Origin of the sequence: Achromobacter sp. UMC71 (assembly GCF_014170305.1) — a bacterium.
GTDB lineage: Bacteria > Pseudomonadota > Gammaproteobacteria > Burkholderiales > Burkholderiaceae_B > Achromobacter.
Window position 1 is genome coordinate 1 of sequence record NZ_LZZT01000008.1, and the last position, 15,785, is coordinate 15,785.

Sequence of the window (15,785 nt, forward strand, 5' to 3'; positions counted from 1 at the left end):
GGGAGGTTTTGCGGGGTGGGATATTTTTGCTGCAGTCGAGCGTTCGCAGTGGACAGGATGGCTGGAAACCATAGTCTGACACCGCTGTTTCGAGACCTCACAGCTTCGGCAGCGGCGCCGCATTCTTGCACCTATTTATAACGAATCACAGTCTCAATCTGACTGGGGGCGGAGGGGCGCGATCCAACCCGGTTGAGGGAAGCCACATATTTTTAGGAGTCAAGGAGCGCATTTGCTTGCAGCACATCGCCGAGGCGGCCGATACCGTTCATCGACAAAGCCAAAGAGAACATCCTCCCATATTTTGGTACATTCAGTTTCAGGAGGAATTATTATGAAATTCGAAGTGTTCGGCCCGTACTACCTCAGCACGAAAAGCATCATTCGCCGGGACCATGTCGTTTCACTCCGCGAGGAAGTGGCGGAGAGCGACTGTGGGGGCATCCTCTCCACTGCCCCGGGTTGCTACGTATTCGGCGTCAAGCCTTCCGGTGCACAACGTGTGATCCCATGGTACGTAGGGAAAGCCGAGCGACAGCCAGTAATTAAAGAAGCGACGAACGATCAACATCTCCAGTTATACAACGAGATCTTTGATAGTTACCACAACGGCAGTCCGGCGCTATATTTTTTGCCCTCGACAACTCCTAAGGGTAGGCCAACTGCCCTAGCGACCGCTGGAGGCAACAAGCCCGCTATCGAATTCCTTGAGGATTGGTTGATAGCGGCATGCCTGAAGACAAATCCGCTTCTTTGGAATGTGAAAAAGACCCGCCTCTTACGAGAACTCTATGTCAGAGGAATATTCAATCCAAGAAAAGGTGACCTTAATACTGCGGCCGGGTCTTTTAAAAAGTGTATTGGCGTGTGAACCACCATATCTCAAACCTTGTTTTGTGCTGCGTCACAAACCATGGCATCAGACTACGGTTTCGGCTATCCAAACCGTCCTCTGACACCATTGCTGATACAAACCAACGTCTCATGGCTACACTATTTCAAAAATAGCGCAGCCAATCTTCGGCTAGGAGTAGTCGATCTCATGTCCGAATCGATATTTTTCACCAATCAAGCGTTTGATCTGGACTGAAATCATGACATCACTTCCTAATCTTGATTTGGGCACGTTTACGCGAATTGAACTCACTCCTGGCGAGAAAGGCTGGTGGACTTCGGTCCCCGCCGTGCCTAGCTGGTATGCAGTTGAGACAAACGCTCCTGCGTCCGTTCTTGGAACACTCGTGCCTGTAGAAAACCGGGCCAAACACTACAACCTCTCTCGCCGAGCAGCCGCGGCAACGCTCTTGCGAAGCTACGATGAGATGATTCTTCGTTCGCGTGCGGGGCAGTCATATGTAGTTTATTCAGGCGGAGGAAAAAACCTGAAGGCTCGTGCACGAGAGCATACGCATGGAAACGGAGGTACGGGATGCCTTGGACTAAGCGGCTATCCGACACTGAATACCTATACGCGGACGTTTCTGTATCGCACCTGTCAGACCCACGCTCCTCGGGCGAACGGGGACAAGCTACTTCGCACTTTGCTTGAACAGCGCAGGCGCGCAATGCATGGCTGGCCACTACTTTGCACACAATGAGTTCTAAACGCACCGTCAAACGTGTGCCGTGAGTGAAAATCAACATCAACAAATGGAATCAATGCAATGGGTTGCAGGAACACCGCGAGTCCCCTTTCAATAACCAATTCTTCCCTTGACTCACTAGTCAATTCACATATTGAAAAGCACCGTCCTGCCGCATTGAGAGAAAAAATATTCTTTGAAACGATGCCTTCGCTAGAATTGGCGATTCGTCATGCTGCTTTCGCTTCGGACCATCGAGACAAGAGATACGCCCACCAACGGAGAATTCCCAAAAAGCCGATGAGGCGGGTGTTCCATCTGCTCCAACGATTTCATAACCGCATCAAGAAGGCCGAGTCGTTTGAGGATCTTCATGATTTTCTCCGCGCCGAGATTTCATCTATTCACGGCATCGGCCCTCTGTACACGTATGACACTGCCTTACGACTTGGATTTTTCTTGGGTCTCGCACCAACAAGAGTTCACCTGCACGCAGGCACCCTCAAAGGTGCGCGGGCACTGGGCATTCACAACGCTAATGTTGTGGAGCTTTCGGATCTCCCCGAAGCTCTCGCGCGTCTATCTCCTTACGAAATCGAAGATTTTCTCTGTATCTTTAAACCACGCAATTGAAAGCACTGATCAGAAAAATTAGATGCCGCGCCATAATTCGATGGAAACCCATCTGAGAGGTAGTTTGACAACTCACTTTTTTAGGCTTCGGACTTCACATTAGTACGATTATCAAAACATTAGATATCACAGAAACATATGGAACTATCAACAATTGCGGATTGGCTTGGTGTAGTTGCGGGCAGTGCACTCGGCATTAGCTGGGCCCGGAAATTCTATCGGTGGCTGAGGGAAAAGGTCAGGACAGCCGTGCAGTTCGCTGAGTTGGGCAGTTCTATTGTGGCCGAGCTTCTCGAAAGCGCGACCAGTCCGGCTCGTCGAGCAGACATCCACGCCTATCTTCATTGTCGATCAGTAGAGATAGAAGGCCGCCATACGCGTCGGCTGATTTCTCAGTTCGCAATGGCTGTTGCGGCTCTCTTTACTGGTTGGGTGATGGTAGTGCTATATCGTTTGCTAGACACCAGCCAATTGCCATGGCTATGGTGGTTCTTGATAGCGAACTACGCTATCGCCTGGGTTGCGTTTGCCATGATGCTGTTCTTTAGCTGGCAGCTCAGGCATATGGAATTGGGCTGGCAGAAAACAGCCTTTCAGGTACTTCAAGACCGCGCACTCAGTCATGTTTCTAGCATAAAAAAATGACTTGCCATGCCTGCACATGGTTTATGGTGAACGCTAAATTCAACTATTTAGTGGTGGCTGCTTCTCTAAATCGAAAACGTAGTCTGACTCTGAGGTGTCCCACTAACAGTCGAGGCGGGCCGTTCAGGTTTTGCGGAGATGGAACGGATCGACCGGTAATCCCCCCGCAAAAGCGATGAAGTCAGAAGTAGAATTTTCTCGTTGAGGAGTTCTACCGCATGAAAAAGTCGAGATTTACGGATAGCCAGATCATTGAAGCCATCAAGCGCGTGGAGGCTGGTCTTGCCGTTCCTGAGCTGTGCCGAGAACTGGGCATCAGCTCGGCTACGTTCTACAAGTGGCGTTCCAAGTATGGCGGCATGGACATATCGCTGATGGCGCGCATGAAGGAGCTGGAGGCCGAGAACGCCCGGCTGCGCAAGATGTACGTCGAGGAGAAGCCCAAGGCCGAGATCGTGACGGAGGCGCTAGAAAAAAAGTGGGTTAGGGTCAGAGCCAGACTAGATTTTCAGCATCGAAACTGTAGTCTGACTACCGCTTAGTGGAAGACTGCCCTGCGCGTCTCTTGGCTTCTTGGAAAAGCTCCAGAAATTCGGGGGTATATTGGCGCGTTAAGAGAAAGCCGAGTATGCCAGGCAGCGAACTTCGCAAATGACTGTAGTCGTCCCATGCGAGCGGGGCAAAAGGCATATCACCCAAACGGCTACCCGGATGCAGTGTTTGAATCCGTTGGTCGTAGAAGGCCTCGAAATAACGCACATTTTCGCTGTAGCTTAAACCTAAAGGTTCATCGAACGTCCGATAAAGCCACATACCCGCATCCCGAGAACTTGGCGAAGGATTTCCAGATTGCTTCAAATGCCGCAGTACGAGTTCGAAGGACGCATCCAATGCGATGAAAGTATTGATCGTAGCTTCCTCTCGAAATTCATATTCGAGTGCAAGCATATCTGCTTTGATAAGAGCATAAATTCCGCGAAGAAGCACCAAATTGCAGAGGGAAATTCTATTCCAGAAGAGAGGCTGAAGCTCCATTTGCAGCCAATCGCTTGGAAAACACTCAAATTTGCTTTCCCCGATTGTGGCCCAAGAATTTTGCAGCCCTCGCCAATCCACATGTCCCTGCGTTTCAAGCAGTGATTTCTTGATCTGAACGAGAATACCTGTCTTCTTCAGGTCAATGCGACCATCAATATATGCATGGCAGCGAGGAATAATCCGAAATGTACAACGCTGCCCGCCATCAAAGCGTTCCGTCATCATCAGAGATCCAAGCAGGCGAATTTCTTCTGGATTGAGCCACATAACATCACTATGCGGCAAATGATCCTGCCACTCTGTGCAGCGAGCCACCATAAACGCCAAATTTTCGTCGGCCCAGAACGCGCTGTGGCGCGTACTGATCCTCACTTTCGGATAAATTCCAGATGGCCGAAACAGCGTTACTCGCATCTGATGCCGACCGTCCATCGAAAAATTCCGCCGATTTTCGAGAACAATTCGATTTATTTCTCTATAGACTTTCCTCATACATCCTCCTTGAGGCATCATTTGCGAGATCACTTTTTGGCCGCTCTAGCTATATATAATATGAGCATTCGTTCGAACGCCGTTCCAAACCACGAACTTGCCACAAATAAGGTGTCAGACTACGTTTTCGATGGGTGTTCGTCGAAAACGTAGTCTGACACCTTATTTCCACTCTAGTCTGACACCTTATTTCCACTCGGTCGGAATCGACGGACCAGGGGTTTTGCGTGAGGGGGTGGTGCAGCATGGGGCTGCCTCCTATAGGGGCTGAGTCAGGCCGCATGCGTTGCGGCTTTCCGCCTATAGCTTTCCGGCCTCCAGTCCGGACTACCGGTTGGGAGGTAGTGGGGGGAGTATATGGCGCGGGATGGGGAGGTGGTGCGGAGTGGGACGTTTTTGCTACTGGGCTAGCGTTCGCAGTGACCAAGATTGCTGACTACCGAAAACGTAGTCTGACACCTTATTTTTGACACCTTATTTTCAATTATCTGTGCAAAATTACGGCGCAGTCGGTGTAGGCGGGCACGTAGGCGCTGTACGAGCCATCACAAATAAGGTGTCAGACTAGGTTTTCGATGGGTGTTCGTCGAAAACGTAGTCTGACACCTTATTTCGCGCAGGCCATCCAGATCGATACGCCGCGGTCCTGCACAGCACGTTGGGCCATCTCGCGGCGGCGAGATGGCCTCACCACTTTTTTCTAGCGCCTCCGTCACGATCTCGGCCTTGAGCTTCTCCTCGACGTACATCTTGCGCAGCCGGGCGTTCTCGGCCTCCAGCTCCTTCATGCGAGCCATCAACGATACGTCCATGCCGCCATACTTGGAACGCCACTTGTAGAACGTAGCCGAGCTGATGCCCAGTTCTCGGCACAGCTCAGGAACGGCAAGACCAGCCTCCACGCGCTTGATGGCTTCAATGATCTGGCTATCCGTAAATCTCGACTTCTTCATGCGGTAGAACTCCTCAACGAGACAATTCTACTTCTGACCTCATCGCTTTTGCGGAGGGATTACCAACGCTGTGTTATGTATACAAAATCGACCTACCCAACTGGGTATACCCCTGAACATCGTTTTTTTGTTGTATCAATTATTGTCATTCGATATCATCAATATCGACGCCTCTTCTCACAATAGAGCTTTCTTTATGAACAGTTTTCCTCCTCCAGATGCATACAAACTAGCTTTAGATACATGCACCGGCTTCAAGCGAAAGGCTGATCACAACAAGAATGAGTCTCTCCTATGCTTCGCGATAGTTGTGCTTTGCAGCTTGACCAGTCCTCTCTTTGTCACATTAGGCGATGGCCTATGGATAGGTAAAGTTCTCCCGTCTGTCCTTTCACTATCTGCCGCAGCGAGTACAGCTTGGCTACAACTCCGCAAACCTCAAACGCTGTGGTCGCTATACCGAGATTGCCAACGGAGAATAGAAGACCATTTATACCAATATCAATATGGTCTTCTGGACTATGCATTGCCTGAAAATGAACGAGTACCGTTGCTTGTCAATGCAATACGAACAATCGCGTGGGACGCACATCAGCGATGGCTCCCACTTGTTCCAACGCCAGAAGCTATTGATACAAAAACCATCACTTCAAAAAATGAGCACAACAGTCCAAATTGAATATAAGGTAGCTAGTACTCAGCTAAAAACTGCCTATGGCACCTTCGACTTCCAGTGTTTTTCCTGGGGCCCCCACGAAGAGGATAATGTTCTCTGCCTGTCAAATTTGAGCAACTCTCCCTCCCCCCCAATTTGCCGACTCCAAAGCGCGTGCTACACGGCTGAAATTTTTCGTAGCTTGGATTGCGATTGCCACGAGCAACTGCAATCGTCTTTAGAGCATATTGCTAAAGGTGGTGGCTTGCTCATATACATGCTTTGCGATGGGCGAGGCGCGGGTCTTTTTACGAAAACTCTAGGCCTAGAACTTGGAAGGATAGAAGGTCTTGACACATCGGACGCGTATGCCCGCCTTGGCGTGCCACAAGATCCCCGCGAGTACTCCCGAGCAGCGGCAGTGCTTCGTCACCTTGACATACCGCGGGTCAGGTTACTCACAAACAATCCACGAAAAATAGCTGGCCTTCGGGATCATGGAATAGAAGTTCAGCGAGAAGCACTCGAAATTTGCGCAACAACCGATTCCGCCGAATACCTTCGCACTAAAGCTCAGAAAATGGGGCATCTAATACAGCAATTTTGTGAAGATAAATCATAGAACATGTTCTGACATCTCTCTAGTTTCGAATAAAAAATCCTAGAAAATCTTAAAATTCAACACTAAAGATTTAATTCGCCCGTTATAAACAGGTGGCTTTTATATCGACTTTCGCTGCTAACAATAGATAAATTTTACCGATCACGACGCCAATAAAATGAAAAAAATAAACGAACTGATAGAACCATCTCTAGATGCCATCGACTACAGAGCAAAGGAGAAAAAGAAATTTTTCCTCGATGCGTATGTAGAAACTGATTTCTTGAAAAAAGCCTGCAATAGCAATTGTTATTATTTCATCGGCGAGAAGGGCACGGGCAAAACAGCATTAGCTTTTCATATGCAGAACGCGTCGCCGAAAAATATTTCATCAAAGCTTATATCCATTTCGGAGACGCAATACGCAAGATTTATTAATCTTAAACAGAAAGGCCAATTAGAGTACACCGATTATTCTATAGTGTGGCGAGCAACCCTGCTCTATCTTATTGCAAAGCTAGTTGTGGAAAAGAAAAAAAAATGGATTCACAGAATTAACGGAAAGTTTTCTGCCGTAGAAAATGCGATAAACAAATACGATCGCGATTCACAGCTTCCGGAACTGGAATACGTAATAGAGTTTGTTACCACTCTAACGCAAACTTCGGAAATCACAGGCAATCTGCCAGAAGTGGTTAAAGCGGGCCTGACAGAGAATAATAGTCAAACAACCAAGTCATCGACAAAAGAAATCAAAGCCGCGCTTCAAGAATGCGAAAAAATCCTAAAATCCGGCCTTCAAGGTGTCAAGCTTAAGGATGACATTGCGCTTTTTATAGATGGATTGGATGCCAAACCCAATGGCGTCGACTTTGTCGAATATCAAAATTGTCTAACGGGTCTCGCAGAGGCAGCTTGGCATTTAAATTCTGAATATTTTGCATCTGCAAAGGATACAAATGGCAGAATGCGATGCGTCTTACTCTTGCGACCGGATGTATTTGACTCACTAAATCTTCATAATTCTAATTGCAAATTGGAAGATAATTCGGTGATATTTCATTGGCACACCACCGATGACTTATATAAGGAGTCTGATTTATACAAAGTCTCGGACAAATATTTTACATCGCAGTGCGGAAGCTTCTTTGGTTGGAGTGCTCATTTTCAAGAAAAAAGGGATGGTGCCTCGGCTTCTTTTAAAAAGCTATTGAGAATGTCATTTCACCGGCCTAGGGATATTTTTTCGGCTATCAAAATATTGATCGGCCTAACCAAAGCTTCTACTAATGCAAATAGTGCGGTATTTCAGACCAATGACCTCACATCCCCAGCATTCGCCGACAAATTTTCAGAATACTTACTGGGAGAGGTAAAGAATTACGCTAACTATTACGTCACAAACCGTGAATTTGATATTTTTGTGGCATTCTTTCAATATTTAAATGGTTCGACACGCTTCGACTATCAAGAATTTTGCAAGGCATACAACGCCTTCGTCAGCTCGCCAAGCAATGAAGCCGTCAAGTCAAAACCAATAGTAGGCACTCCTGAGTCTTTCCTGCAGTTTTGGTATGACGTTAATGTAATAGGTTACACGGAACAGGTCCAAGATAGTGGAAACGACCATTTTCATTGGTCGCATCGTGAGAGATCCGCCGCAAAAGTTATGCCGAAAGTAAAGGAGAACTGTAATTATCGTGTGCAACCAGGCATAGCAAAAGCGCTAAATTTAGGAAAGAAATTCACCCCCACTTGACTCTAATACCAAGAGCATTTTATAGAAAAACATATGCGTATTCGGACTCGAATTTGGTTGGCATTCTTGATTGCTAGCAATTTATTATTTTGTTTAATTCACCAGGCGCGTTTCCTATACCTCCCAGTTTCCTTGGCTTGACGCACATTCCAAAACTCGGGTCGATTGAAAATAACGGTATCAGAATATATTTACGGAGATGCAATTTTCACTCATATTTTAAGGTGCCATAATACAGATTTTCAAATAGTGTATGGTAGTATCAAATTATGCCTAACTGAATTGACTCACATATCTGCGAGCCATGGACAGAGCATTAGATACAGAGGTTGTGGAGGGCGAAATCGCCCTTATCATAGACTACGAACCCGGCAAGGCGGTTGCGACCGACGTGTTGCAGGGCGCGATGCGTTTGATCGAATCGATTGATCGACTAGACCAAGTACTCCTATCTAGCGTGGATTCAGCACTTGAGCCCGTATCTATCCTGAATGACGTTCAACACTCCTCGTTGAAGCTTCTTCTGGCTAGAGCACTGAAGCATGTCCCTGATGACTGCTTAAATGGCTTGGAATGGAAGAAATGGGTCGGTGGGCTGTTAGTTAAGGGGAAACATCGCCTGCTGCAAAGCATCAATGCCGATGCTCCTCAGATCCAACATGCGTTGGATGATTTGTCTGCAGACTATAAGGCCGCGCCATCGAACCTCGTCGGCTACACGCCACCCACTGTGAATGAAGTTAGAGGGGCGCTAGACAAGGTTGCCGAGGCAAGAGCTCTGTTTCCTGGGCACAACGTTACGGTCCAAACAGAATATGGAGATCTGTCTATCGTTGAGGTACTTACGGCGCCGACTCTAGAAACCTTTAGGAATCCTGCAAGTTCAGTAACTAATCGAGGTGAAGAGTACTTCAAAGTTAAATCGGTAGATATGCTCGGGCACTCTCAATGGACCGTATTGAGGGGTAACCGATCCGTTCGTGTCAATGTTCTTCATCAGGATTGGTTGACTGCGTATCATCAACGTAAGTTTGCGATCCTTCCTGGTGATAGCCTGCGCTGCAAGTTTGAAGAAACTACTTTCTATGATGCCGACCATAATGAACTTGATCGTACTTTGTCGATCGTGGAGGTTCTAGAAGTAATTACTCCACCTCTACAGACCGGTTTTTCTTTGCTTGAACGATAGGTCTACGAAACGAGCAATCCCCCAAAATTGTTCTGCACAGGAATACTCAATCCCAGACGATCGGCTTTCGGCCGTGTTCACAATCCACCCCAAGACACAAAAGCTGGATATGAAAGAATTACTATTACGTGCATGCATCCCCTTTGTTGCTCTCGCCATGCTTGGAGCAACGCCCGCACTAGCCCAAGACCTCACCATCCCCCAGAAAAATGCGGTGCGTTCGGCCACCCAATACCTTAGTTTTGCTGGCTTCTCGCGCAATGGACTGATTCGTCAGCTGTCGTCGGATGCTGGGGACGGCTATAAGCTTGCGGATGCGACGGTGGCGGTGGATAGCCTGAAGGTGGATTGGAATAAGCAGGCCGCGAGATCCGCCAAGAACTACGTCGATATGATGGGTTTTTCTTGCAAGCGCCTGATCCAGCAGCTTTCATCGAAGTCAGGCGATCAATACACCGTCGCCGAAGCAACCTATGGTGCGAAGACCGTGGGCGTGTGCCAATAAAAGAGCCGCGCCCTCAAACCCATCAAAGGTCTATTGATCAGCGCCCTTAGATTGCGCCAAGCAAAACTCAAGCTTGGCGATCAGTGCCCTAACCTCTTCCTCGCCTAGGTCCAGTGGGTCGCCGTGGGTGCCTACCGCAACAACGCAGATGGCAGAACCATCGAACCACGCATCGAGACGGTCTTCGGGGAATAGTTGGGGCACGTTTTTCTCCTGAATCTTCAGTCGTCCCCACTGCCTGTGGCATTGCGCGCCTCGGCCAGCGCCACGGTCAGGTGCATGATCTTTTTCTTCAACTGATCCCGCTCGTCCGTCAGCCGCGCCAGCAACTCGCGCAACCGCGCCACTTCCGCCGGCAGATCGGCGATATTCTCAATCGGAATATCCGGCACTGCCTCACGCGGCGGCGGGGCCTTGGCCTGGCGGACTTCGCGGGCGGCTTGTTGGAGTTCTTTCTTGCCCCCTGCCACCGCCGCAGCCTGGCGTTCCGGCGGCAACGTGGCCACCGCGGCTGCCGCATTGATAGAAATCGCGCCGTCCTTGACCGCCCGCACCAATTCCGGCGCGGCGGCTTTCTGGATTTTTTCGATCTGGCCGAGCGTGCTGCTGCTGATGCGCGCCTCCCGGGCCAGGGTCTGGCGGCTGATGGCGGCGGCGGGCGGCGCGGGGGGAATCGGCGGCGGCGGCGTGGTGCCGTCGTCTTCCCACGGCGGCACGCTGCGGGATTGCAGGATTTCTTTTTTGCGCAGGGCCAACACCCCACGCTGGAAATCGGAGACGCTGCGCCGGCCCAGGTGGTTTTCGATCATCCAGAGGTGGACGTCTTCCATGGACTTGAACGAGGTGTTCTGGCGGGTCTGGAATTCGATGCCGTGCTTCATGCACAGGGCATAACGATTGTGGCCGTCGACCAACAGGTCGCCCCACAGGACCAGGGCGTCGCGGCAGCCTTCGGCCAACAGACTGCGTTCGAGGGCGTCGCGCTCGTCGTCGGTCAAGGGGTCTATATAGGCGCGCAGGCCTTCGTCGATTCTTATATTCATGGTGTCCAAAAAATAATGCTTATCCAACCCGCTGCAATGCCGCCGCAGTCGGTTGCAGCCCGGTGATCCTTGGCATGTCGCCACGGCCAACTGAAACCGGCGCTAAGGCGCCCTACTCGCGCTCCGGACGCTTAAGGCAGCCCAGTGCTTGCGCAGTCAGCCAGCAGCACTTGCTGTACCAGCCGTCCCGTACTTACGACAGCCGGCCATCCAACGCCGCGTGCACCGCCGCCAGACGCAGCTGCGGGTCCGTCAGCGCCAGCAACCGCACCTTCTCGGCGGGCGGCAGCGGCAGCAGTTCACACCAGCGATCCGCCACCCAGGCGCACTCATCCAGCCGGTACGGCGGCGCGAGGGGCATGCGGTCGGCGGGGACGCCTGCTTGCTGCCATTGGGCGACCAGGCGGCCCAGGGCGTCGGCGCAGGGCTGCAAGGCGGCGGGCACGGGAAGGATCGGGTCGTCGGGGATGGGCTCGATTTCGCCCATCCAAAGACCGTATTTTGCCAGTTGGCTGGAAACCAGCCGAAAACGGCTTGTCCCTGCACAGCGCACCTGCAGCAGCGCCGGCATGGGCGCGTCCCAGGTGTCGATGCGGGCCAGGGTGCCGACGGGGGCCAGGGTCTCTGTGCCTTCGGGGGAACGCACCTCATTTCCCGCCAGCAGCGCCACGATGCCAAATTCGGTGCCGTCGGCGATGCAGCGGCGGATCATGTCGAGATAGCGGACTTCGAAGATGCGCAGGTGCATGACGCCTGCGGGGAACAGGGCGTTGGAAAGCGGAAACAGCGGGACGGTGGCCACGGCACCGCCCTACTTCACGGCGAAGGCGTCGTCGACGGGGACCTGCATGGCGGTGACCAGGGCGTTGGTCTGGGCGGCCATGCCGATGACGCCGAGCAGTTCGGCGTGCTGGCCGTCGGTCATGCCTTTGGCGCGGGCGGCGGCGGTGTGGGAATGGATGCAGTAGGTGCAGCCGTTGGCCGTCGAGACGGCGATGTAGATCATTTCCCGGACCAGGGGCGAGAGTTCGCCTTCGGCCATCATGACTTGCTTCAGTTGGCCCCAGACGCGTTCGAGCTGCGGCGGGTCGTTGGCCAGGGCGCGCCAGAAGTTATTGACGAAATCGGACTTGCGGGTGGCGCGGATGTCTTCGAACACCGCCCACGCCTGGGGATTCTTGCGGACTTCGTCGTCCGACAGCAAATGCACCGTAGCCATACGCCACTCCGACAGGAAAACCGGCGGGCGGCGGCGTGCCGCCCGCGCAATGTTCCATTGAACTGGAAAGGCTGGCGAGGTTCAAGCTGTGGGCCGGGCGCCCGACGCTTTCATTAGGGAATGTCTGACGGGTCGAACACCCTCACGGCGACACCGACGCCGGCTTGAACGGATCCAGCGGATACCGTGGACGATTCCGCCGCTGATACGGAAACAACGAAAAGTCCGAGCTGGTCACCCCCGGGCTGTCGCATTCGACCAGGGCGCACGAGATCGGCACGAAGACCGGCCGGCAGTACATGCGCGATTTGACCAGCACGAAGCGCGCCTCGCGCGGGTTGATGCCCAGGCTGTCGAAAACGCCCAGGTCCCACGGCTCGTGCGTTCTTTCGGTGATCACCAATTGCGCGGCGCCGATGTCCAGCACGGCGCTACGCCCCATGCAGGCGGTCTGGCCGGTGTAGGTGGGGCCGGTGATGACGTAGCTGCCGTCGGTAATGGCACGCACGACGCCGCGCAACGTGATCGGCTTGGCGGGGCGGCCGATGGCGGGGATGGGCAGTTTGTTGCCAACCGGCAGTTCCACCCTGGCGCCCTCCCCGGCCTGGATCATGGCGGCAACGGCTTCGGGGTCGCAGTACAGGCCGGCGACGATGCCGGTGAGACCCGCGTCGACGGCGGCCATCAGCACGTCCATCGTGTCGCAGGTTCCGCCGGACATGCAGTTGTCGCCGTGGTCCAGCAGCAGCACGGGGCGGTCGGCGCCGCGTGACAGGGCGACGGCGCGGTCCAGGGAGGCGGCCAGGGGTTCGGCTTCGTAGACGAAGCCGTCGCGGTCTTCCCAGATGGCGGCGGCCAGGCCCGCGGCGACGCGGTCGGCGCCCTCGGCATCGCTGGCGGCGACCACAACGACGGACAGGCACGGGTCGGGGATGTCGGCCAGGGCAAATCCGGCCAGGACGGACACGCCCAGCATGCCGCCGGCCTCGGCGCCGCGGGCGGCCTGGACGGCGCGGCGCATGGCGCCTTCGGCGGTGTTGCTGCGCAGGGTGTGGCTCATGAGCGGCAGGCGGCGCCAGGCCATGGTGGGCCGGGGGCCGCCGGACAGCCAGTCGAACAGGATGCGGCCGGCGTGTTCGCCGGTTTCGTACATGTCGATGTGGGGGTAGGTCTTGAAGCTGATGATGACGTCGGCGTTGTCGACCATTTTTTGGGTGACGTTGCCGTGCAGGTCGAGGGCGACGGCGATGGGTACGTCGGGGGCTTGCTGGCGCAGGCGTTCCAGCAGGTCGCCTTCGCCGTCGTCGGTGGTTTCGACGGCCATGGCGCCATGCAGGTCGAGCAGGATGGCGTCGCAGCCTTGGGCGCCCGCGACGATGCGGTCGCACAGTTGGCGGTAGGCGTCGCCGTCGACGCGGCCGCTGGGGTAGGCGGTGGCGGAGACGGGGGTGACAAGGGAGGCGCCTTGCGCTTCGGCCAGGTCGATGAAGGCGGACATGGCGGTGCGCTTGCCCTTGTTCTCTTCGTAGGCCTGGACGCCATAGGTGGGGCCGTCGTTGCCGAAAGCCGCCAGCGGCGTGGGCACGGGCGAAAAGGTATTGGTCTCGTGGTTCATGCGGGCGATCAGGACTTTCATGCCTTGCCTCCTCCTGTATTTGTGTCTGTGGGCGGGTGGGAACGCGCGCCGCCCAGGCCCAGCTTTTCCATGGCTTCGCTGGCCTCGATGATCATGGCCGCGACCTCGGCGACGCTGACGCGCAGGCCGGTGGCGCGGGTTCGCATGTGTTCGTAGGCGGCGCGTTCGTCCAGGCGCTGGTGGTCCATCAGGACGCGGATGGCCTTTTCGATGATGCGGCGCGCCTTGATGGTGTTTTCGAGTTTGTCGATCTTGTTCTGCTGGCGGCTCTGGAACTGTTTGGCGGAGCGCGCCAGCACCAGGGTGCTGAGGATGCCGGCCGAGCGGAACGGCCGGGTCAGGACGCCGTGGGCGTTGGTCTTGAGCAGTTGCTTCAGTGTCGTGGGGGTTTCGTATTCGGACAGGGCGATGAGGGTGGCCTCGACTTCGCTGGCGGACCAGGCGGAGCTGTTCTGGCCGCATTGCGAGACCTGGAAGAAGACGACGTCGGCGCCGGCGGGCGGTTTGTCGGGGAACGGCCAGCACAGGTGAATGCGGCAACCGATGCGCTTGAGCTGTTCGACCAGCAGGTCGCGGTCTTCGCCGGGCGGATAGGCCACGGCGACGGCGACGCTGCGCAGGTCTTCGTAAAGGCGGCGAAGGCTGTGGTCCATGCTTATTTCAACCAGAACTCGTCCAGGCCGAAGGCCGTCAGGTAGGGGTCCGGTTTTACCGGTACGCCGCTTTCCCAGACGATGTCAAAGCGCCCGTCGGCACGGCACACGCCGATGCGCGGGGTCAGCACGCAGTGGTTGTTTTCGGCCAGGATGGACAGCCGGCCTTCGGGTGCGTCAAATCCCACCTGGTGGACTGCCTGGACCAGTTTCCGGGTGTCCATGCTGCCGACGCGTTGCAGGGCGCGGGCGAAAAGATGCACCTGGCTGTAGGCGCTTTCGGCGTAGACGTTGGCGGGCCGGTCGCCGAAGCGGGCGTGCCAGCGGGCCAGGAAATGGGCGTTGGCGGGGGTGTCGACGGTGTTGAAGTAGGTGGCGGCGGTGATGTGGCCGGCGCACCGTTCGGACCCGATCTCGGCGACCTCGGATTCGGCCATGGTGAGGCTGGCGATGGGGATGTGCGGGGCGGCCGGTTCGGCCTGGCAGGCTTCGTGGTAGCGGCGGTAGAAGCGCTGGGCGTCATCGCCGATCAGGGTGGAGAAGACGACGTCGGGCTGGATGCGGCGGATGTCGCGGACGACGTCGAAGATGTCGCTGTCGTCGCAGCCCAGCGGCAGGTAGGTTTCGTCGAGGATGTCGCCACCGTGCTCTTCGACGGTGTCGCGCATGATGCGGTTGGTTTCGCGGGGGTAGATGTAGTCGGCGCCGACCAGGAAGATGCGCGAGCCGCAGTGCTGGATGAGGTAGGCGGCCAGCTGCATGCTGCCCTGGTTGGGCGCGGCGCCGGTGTAGATGACGTTGGGCGAATATTCGAAGCCTTCGTAGACGGACGCGTACCAGAGCAACGAGTTGGTGCGTTCCACGACGGGCAGCATGGCCTTGCGGCAGTGCGAGGTGCAGCCGCCGAAGATGACGCTGACTTCGTCGTCCAGCAGCAGCCGCGCGGCCAGGCGGCGGTATTCTTCGCTGTCGCTGCGCGGGTCGTAGACAACGGGTTCGAGCGGGCGGCCCAGCACGCCGCCCAGGGCGTTGATTTCTTCGATGGCCAGGACGGTGCCGAAGAAGTGCTGGGATTCGGTGGTGCCGGTGACGCCGCTGCGCGAGTACAGCACGCCGATGCGCCACCCCTGCCCTGCTACGTCACTGTCATGGCTGGGGGGCATAACGGCATCCTTTACTAA

The 15,785-nt window shown here is 54.6% G+C and carries 15 protein-coding genes and 2 pseudogenes; 9 read left to right on the forward strand and 8 right to left on the reverse strand.

Features of this window, described 5'->3' with window-relative positions; all coding sequences use genetic code 11:
* Positions 1-334: 334 nt before the first annotated feature.
* The 4 genes and pseudogenes from A9974_RS02880 to A9974_RS02895 all read left to right on the forward strand — a co-directional run.
* Entirely contained in the window at positions 335-871 is a 537-nt protein-coding gene (locus tag A9974_RS02880) for a hypothetical protein (RefSeq protein WP_183002652.1), read from the forward strand.
* Positions 872-1,664: 793 nt separating this feature from the next.
* A complete protein-coding gene (locus A9974_RS02885) occupies positions 1,665-2,216 on the forward strand; it encodes a hypothetical protein (RefSeq protein ID WP_183002653.1) in 552 nt (183 codons plus the stop codon).
* A gap of 138 nt (positions 2,217-2,354) precedes the next feature.
* Complete coding sequence (locus tag A9974_RS02890) at positions 2,355-2,861, forward strand: hypothetical protein (protein ID WP_183002654.1); 507 nt, start codon at positions 2,355-2,357, stop codon at positions 2,859-2,861.
* A 218-nt stretch (positions 2,862-3,079) separates the two neighbouring features.
* Positions 3,080-3,361, forward strand: a pseudogene (locus A9974_RS02895) (transposase); the annotation flags it as partial.
* Between the two features lie 31 nt (positions 3,362-3,392).
* On the opposite strand, the gene A9974_RS02900 reads toward A9974_RS02895, so the two are convergent.
* Both A9974_RS02900 and A9974_RS02905 read right to left on the reverse strand, forming a co-directional pair.
* Positions 3,393-4,391 carry a hypothetical protein gene (locus tag A9974_RS02900; protein WP_183002655.1) on the reverse strand — a complete coding sequence of 333 codons (999 nt, stop codon included), beginning with the start codon at positions 4,389-4,391 and terminating at the stop codon, positions 3,393-3,395.
* Between the two features lie 616 nt (positions 4,392-5,007).
* Positions 5,008-5,344 (reverse strand): annotated as a pseudogene (locus A9974_RS02905) (transposase); the annotation flags it as partial.
* Between the two features lie 196 nt (positions 5,345-5,540).
* Between A9974_RS02905 and A9974_RS29620 the strand changes: the two are divergent.
* The 5 genes from A9974_RS29620 (at position 5,541) to A9974_RS02930 (ending at position 10,053) form a co-directional block, all read left to right on the forward strand.
* Positions 5,541-6,023: a DUF4231 domain-containing protein gene (locus A9974_RS29620; RefSeq protein WP_183002656.1), complete on the forward strand. Its 483-nt coding sequence runs from the start codon at positions 5,541-5,543 to the stop codon at positions 6,021-6,023.
* Positions 6,001-6,621: a GTP cyclohydrolase II gene (locus A9974_RS29625; RefSeq protein WP_370539565.1), complete on the forward strand. Its 621-nt coding sequence runs from the start codon at positions 6,001-6,003 to the stop codon at positions 6,619-6,621. Before A9974_RS29620 ends, A9974_RS29625 begins: the two co-directional genes overlap by 23 nt.
* A gap of 157 nt (positions 6,622-6,778) precedes the next feature.
* The gene (locus A9974_RS02920) at positions 6,779-8,359 is read left to right on the forward strand and encodes a P-loop ATPase, Sll1717 family (protein ID WP_183002658.1); all 1,581 of its coding nucleotides are present in this window, start codon (positions 6,779-6,781) and stop codon (positions 8,357-8,359) included.
* Positions 8,360-8,663: 304 nt separating this feature from the next.
* Positions 8,664-9,548 carry a hypothetical protein gene (locus A9974_RS02925; protein WP_183002659.1) on the forward strand — a complete coding sequence of 295 codons (885 nt, stop codon included), beginning with the start codon at positions 8,664-8,666 and terminating at the stop codon, positions 9,546-9,548.
* 73 nt (positions 9,549-9,621) lie between these two features.
* Positions 9,622-10,053: an Ltp family lipoprotein gene (locus A9974_RS02930; RefSeq protein ID WP_370539562.1), complete on the forward strand. Its 432-nt coding sequence runs from the start codon at positions 9,622-9,624 to the stop codon at positions 10,051-10,053.
* A gap of 221 nt (positions 10,054-10,274) precedes the next feature.
* Here A9974_RS02930 and A9974_RS02935 read toward each other — a convergent pair whose 3' ends face one another.
* The 6 genes from A9974_RS02935 to A9974_RS02960 all read right to left on the reverse strand — a co-directional run bounded on the left by A9974_RS02935 (position 10,275) and on the right by A9974_RS02960 (position 15,767).
* Entirely contained in the window at positions 10,275-11,096 is an 822-nt protein-coding gene (locus tag A9974_RS02935) for a hypothetical protein (protein ID WP_183002660.1), read from the reverse strand.
* Positions 11,097-11,289: 193 nt separating this feature from the next.
* A complete protein-coding gene (locus A9974_RS02940; RefSeq protein ID WP_183002661.1) occupies positions 11,290-11,898 on the reverse strand; it encodes an LON peptidase substrate-binding domain-containing protein in 609 nt (202 codons plus the stop codon).
* Between the two features lie 9 nt (positions 11,899-11,907).
* Positions 11,908-12,315: a carboxymuconolactone decarboxylase family protein gene (locus tag A9974_RS02945; protein ID WP_183002662.1), complete on the reverse strand. Its 408-nt coding sequence runs from the start codon at positions 12,313-12,315 to the stop codon at positions 11,908-11,910.
* Positions 12,316-12,457: 142 nt separating this feature from the next.
* The gene (locus A9974_RS02950) at positions 12,458-13,951 is read right to left on the reverse strand and encodes a M81 family metallopeptidase (RefSeq protein ID WP_183002663.1); all 1,494 of its coding nucleotides are present in this window, start codon (positions 13,949-13,951) and stop codon (positions 12,458-12,460) included.
* Positions 13,948-14,604, reverse strand: a complete 657-nt coding sequence (locus tag A9974_RS02955; protein WP_183002664.1) for an ANTAR domain-containing response regulator — start codon at positions 14,602-14,604, stop codon at positions 13,948-13,950. The genes A9974_RS02950 and A9974_RS02955 overlap by 4 nt, the downstream gene beginning before the upstream one ends.
* 2 nt (positions 14,605-14,606) lie before the next feature.
* On the reverse strand, positions 14,607-15,767 hold the full coding sequence (locus A9974_RS02960; RefSeq protein ID WP_183002665.1) for a transporter substrate-binding domain-containing protein: 1,161 nt from the start codon (positions 15,765-15,767) through the stop codon (positions 14,607-14,609).
* Positions 15,768-15,785 lie beyond the last annotated feature (18 nt).

Bases quoted from the DNA above. Each gene is read 5' to 3' on its own strand.
- A9974_RS02880 (WP_183002652.1), top strand. From the start codon at position 335: ATGAAATTCGAAGTGTTCGGCCCGTACTACCTCAGCACGAAAAGCATC.
- A9974_RS02885 (WP_183002653.1), top strand. From the start codon at position 1,665: ATGGGTTGCAGGAACACCGCGAGTCCCCTTTCAATAACCAATTCTTCC.
- A9974_RS02890 (WP_183002654.1), top strand. From the start codon at position 2,355: ATGGAACTATCAACAATTGCGGATTGGCTTGGTGTAGTTGCGGGCAGT.
- A9974_RS02900 (WP_183002655.1), bottom strand. From the start codon at position 4,391: ATGAGGAAAGTCTATAGAGAAATAAATCGAATTGTTCTCGAAAATCGG.
- A9974_RS29620 (WP_183002656.1), top strand. From the start codon at position 5,541: ATGAACAGTTTTCCTCCTCCAGATGCATACAAACTAGCTTTAGATACA.
- A9974_RS29625 (WP_370539565.1), top strand. From the start codon at position 6,001: ATGAGCACAACAGTCCAAATTGAATATAAGGTAGCTAGTACTCAGCTA.
- A9974_RS02920 (WP_183002658.1), top strand. From the start codon at position 6,779: ATGAAAAAAATAAACGAACTGATAGAACCATCTCTAGATGCCATCGAC.
- A9974_RS02925 (WP_183002659.1), top strand. From the start codon at position 8,664: ATGGACAGAGCATTAGATACAGAGGTTGTGGAGGGCGAAATCGCCCTT.
- A9974_RS02935 (WP_183002660.1), bottom strand. From the start codon at position 11,096: ATGAATATAAGAATCGACGAAGGCCTGCGCGCCTATATAGACCCCTTG.
- A9974_RS02945 (WP_183002662.1), bottom strand. From the start codon at position 12,315: ATGGCTACGGTGCATTTGCTGTCGGACGACGAAGTCCGCAAGAATCCC.
- A9974_RS02950 (WP_183002663.1), bottom strand. From the start codon at position 13,951: ATGAAAGTCCTGATCGCCCGCATGAACCACGAGACCAATACCTTTTCG.
- A9974_RS02955 (WP_183002664.1), bottom strand. From the start codon at position 14,604: ATGGACCACAGCCTTCGCCGCCTTTACGAAGACCTGCGCAGCGTCGCC.
- A9974_RS02960 (WP_183002665.1), bottom strand. From the start codon at position 15,767: ATGCCCCCCAGCCATGACAGTGACGTAGCAGGGCAGGGGTGGCGCATC.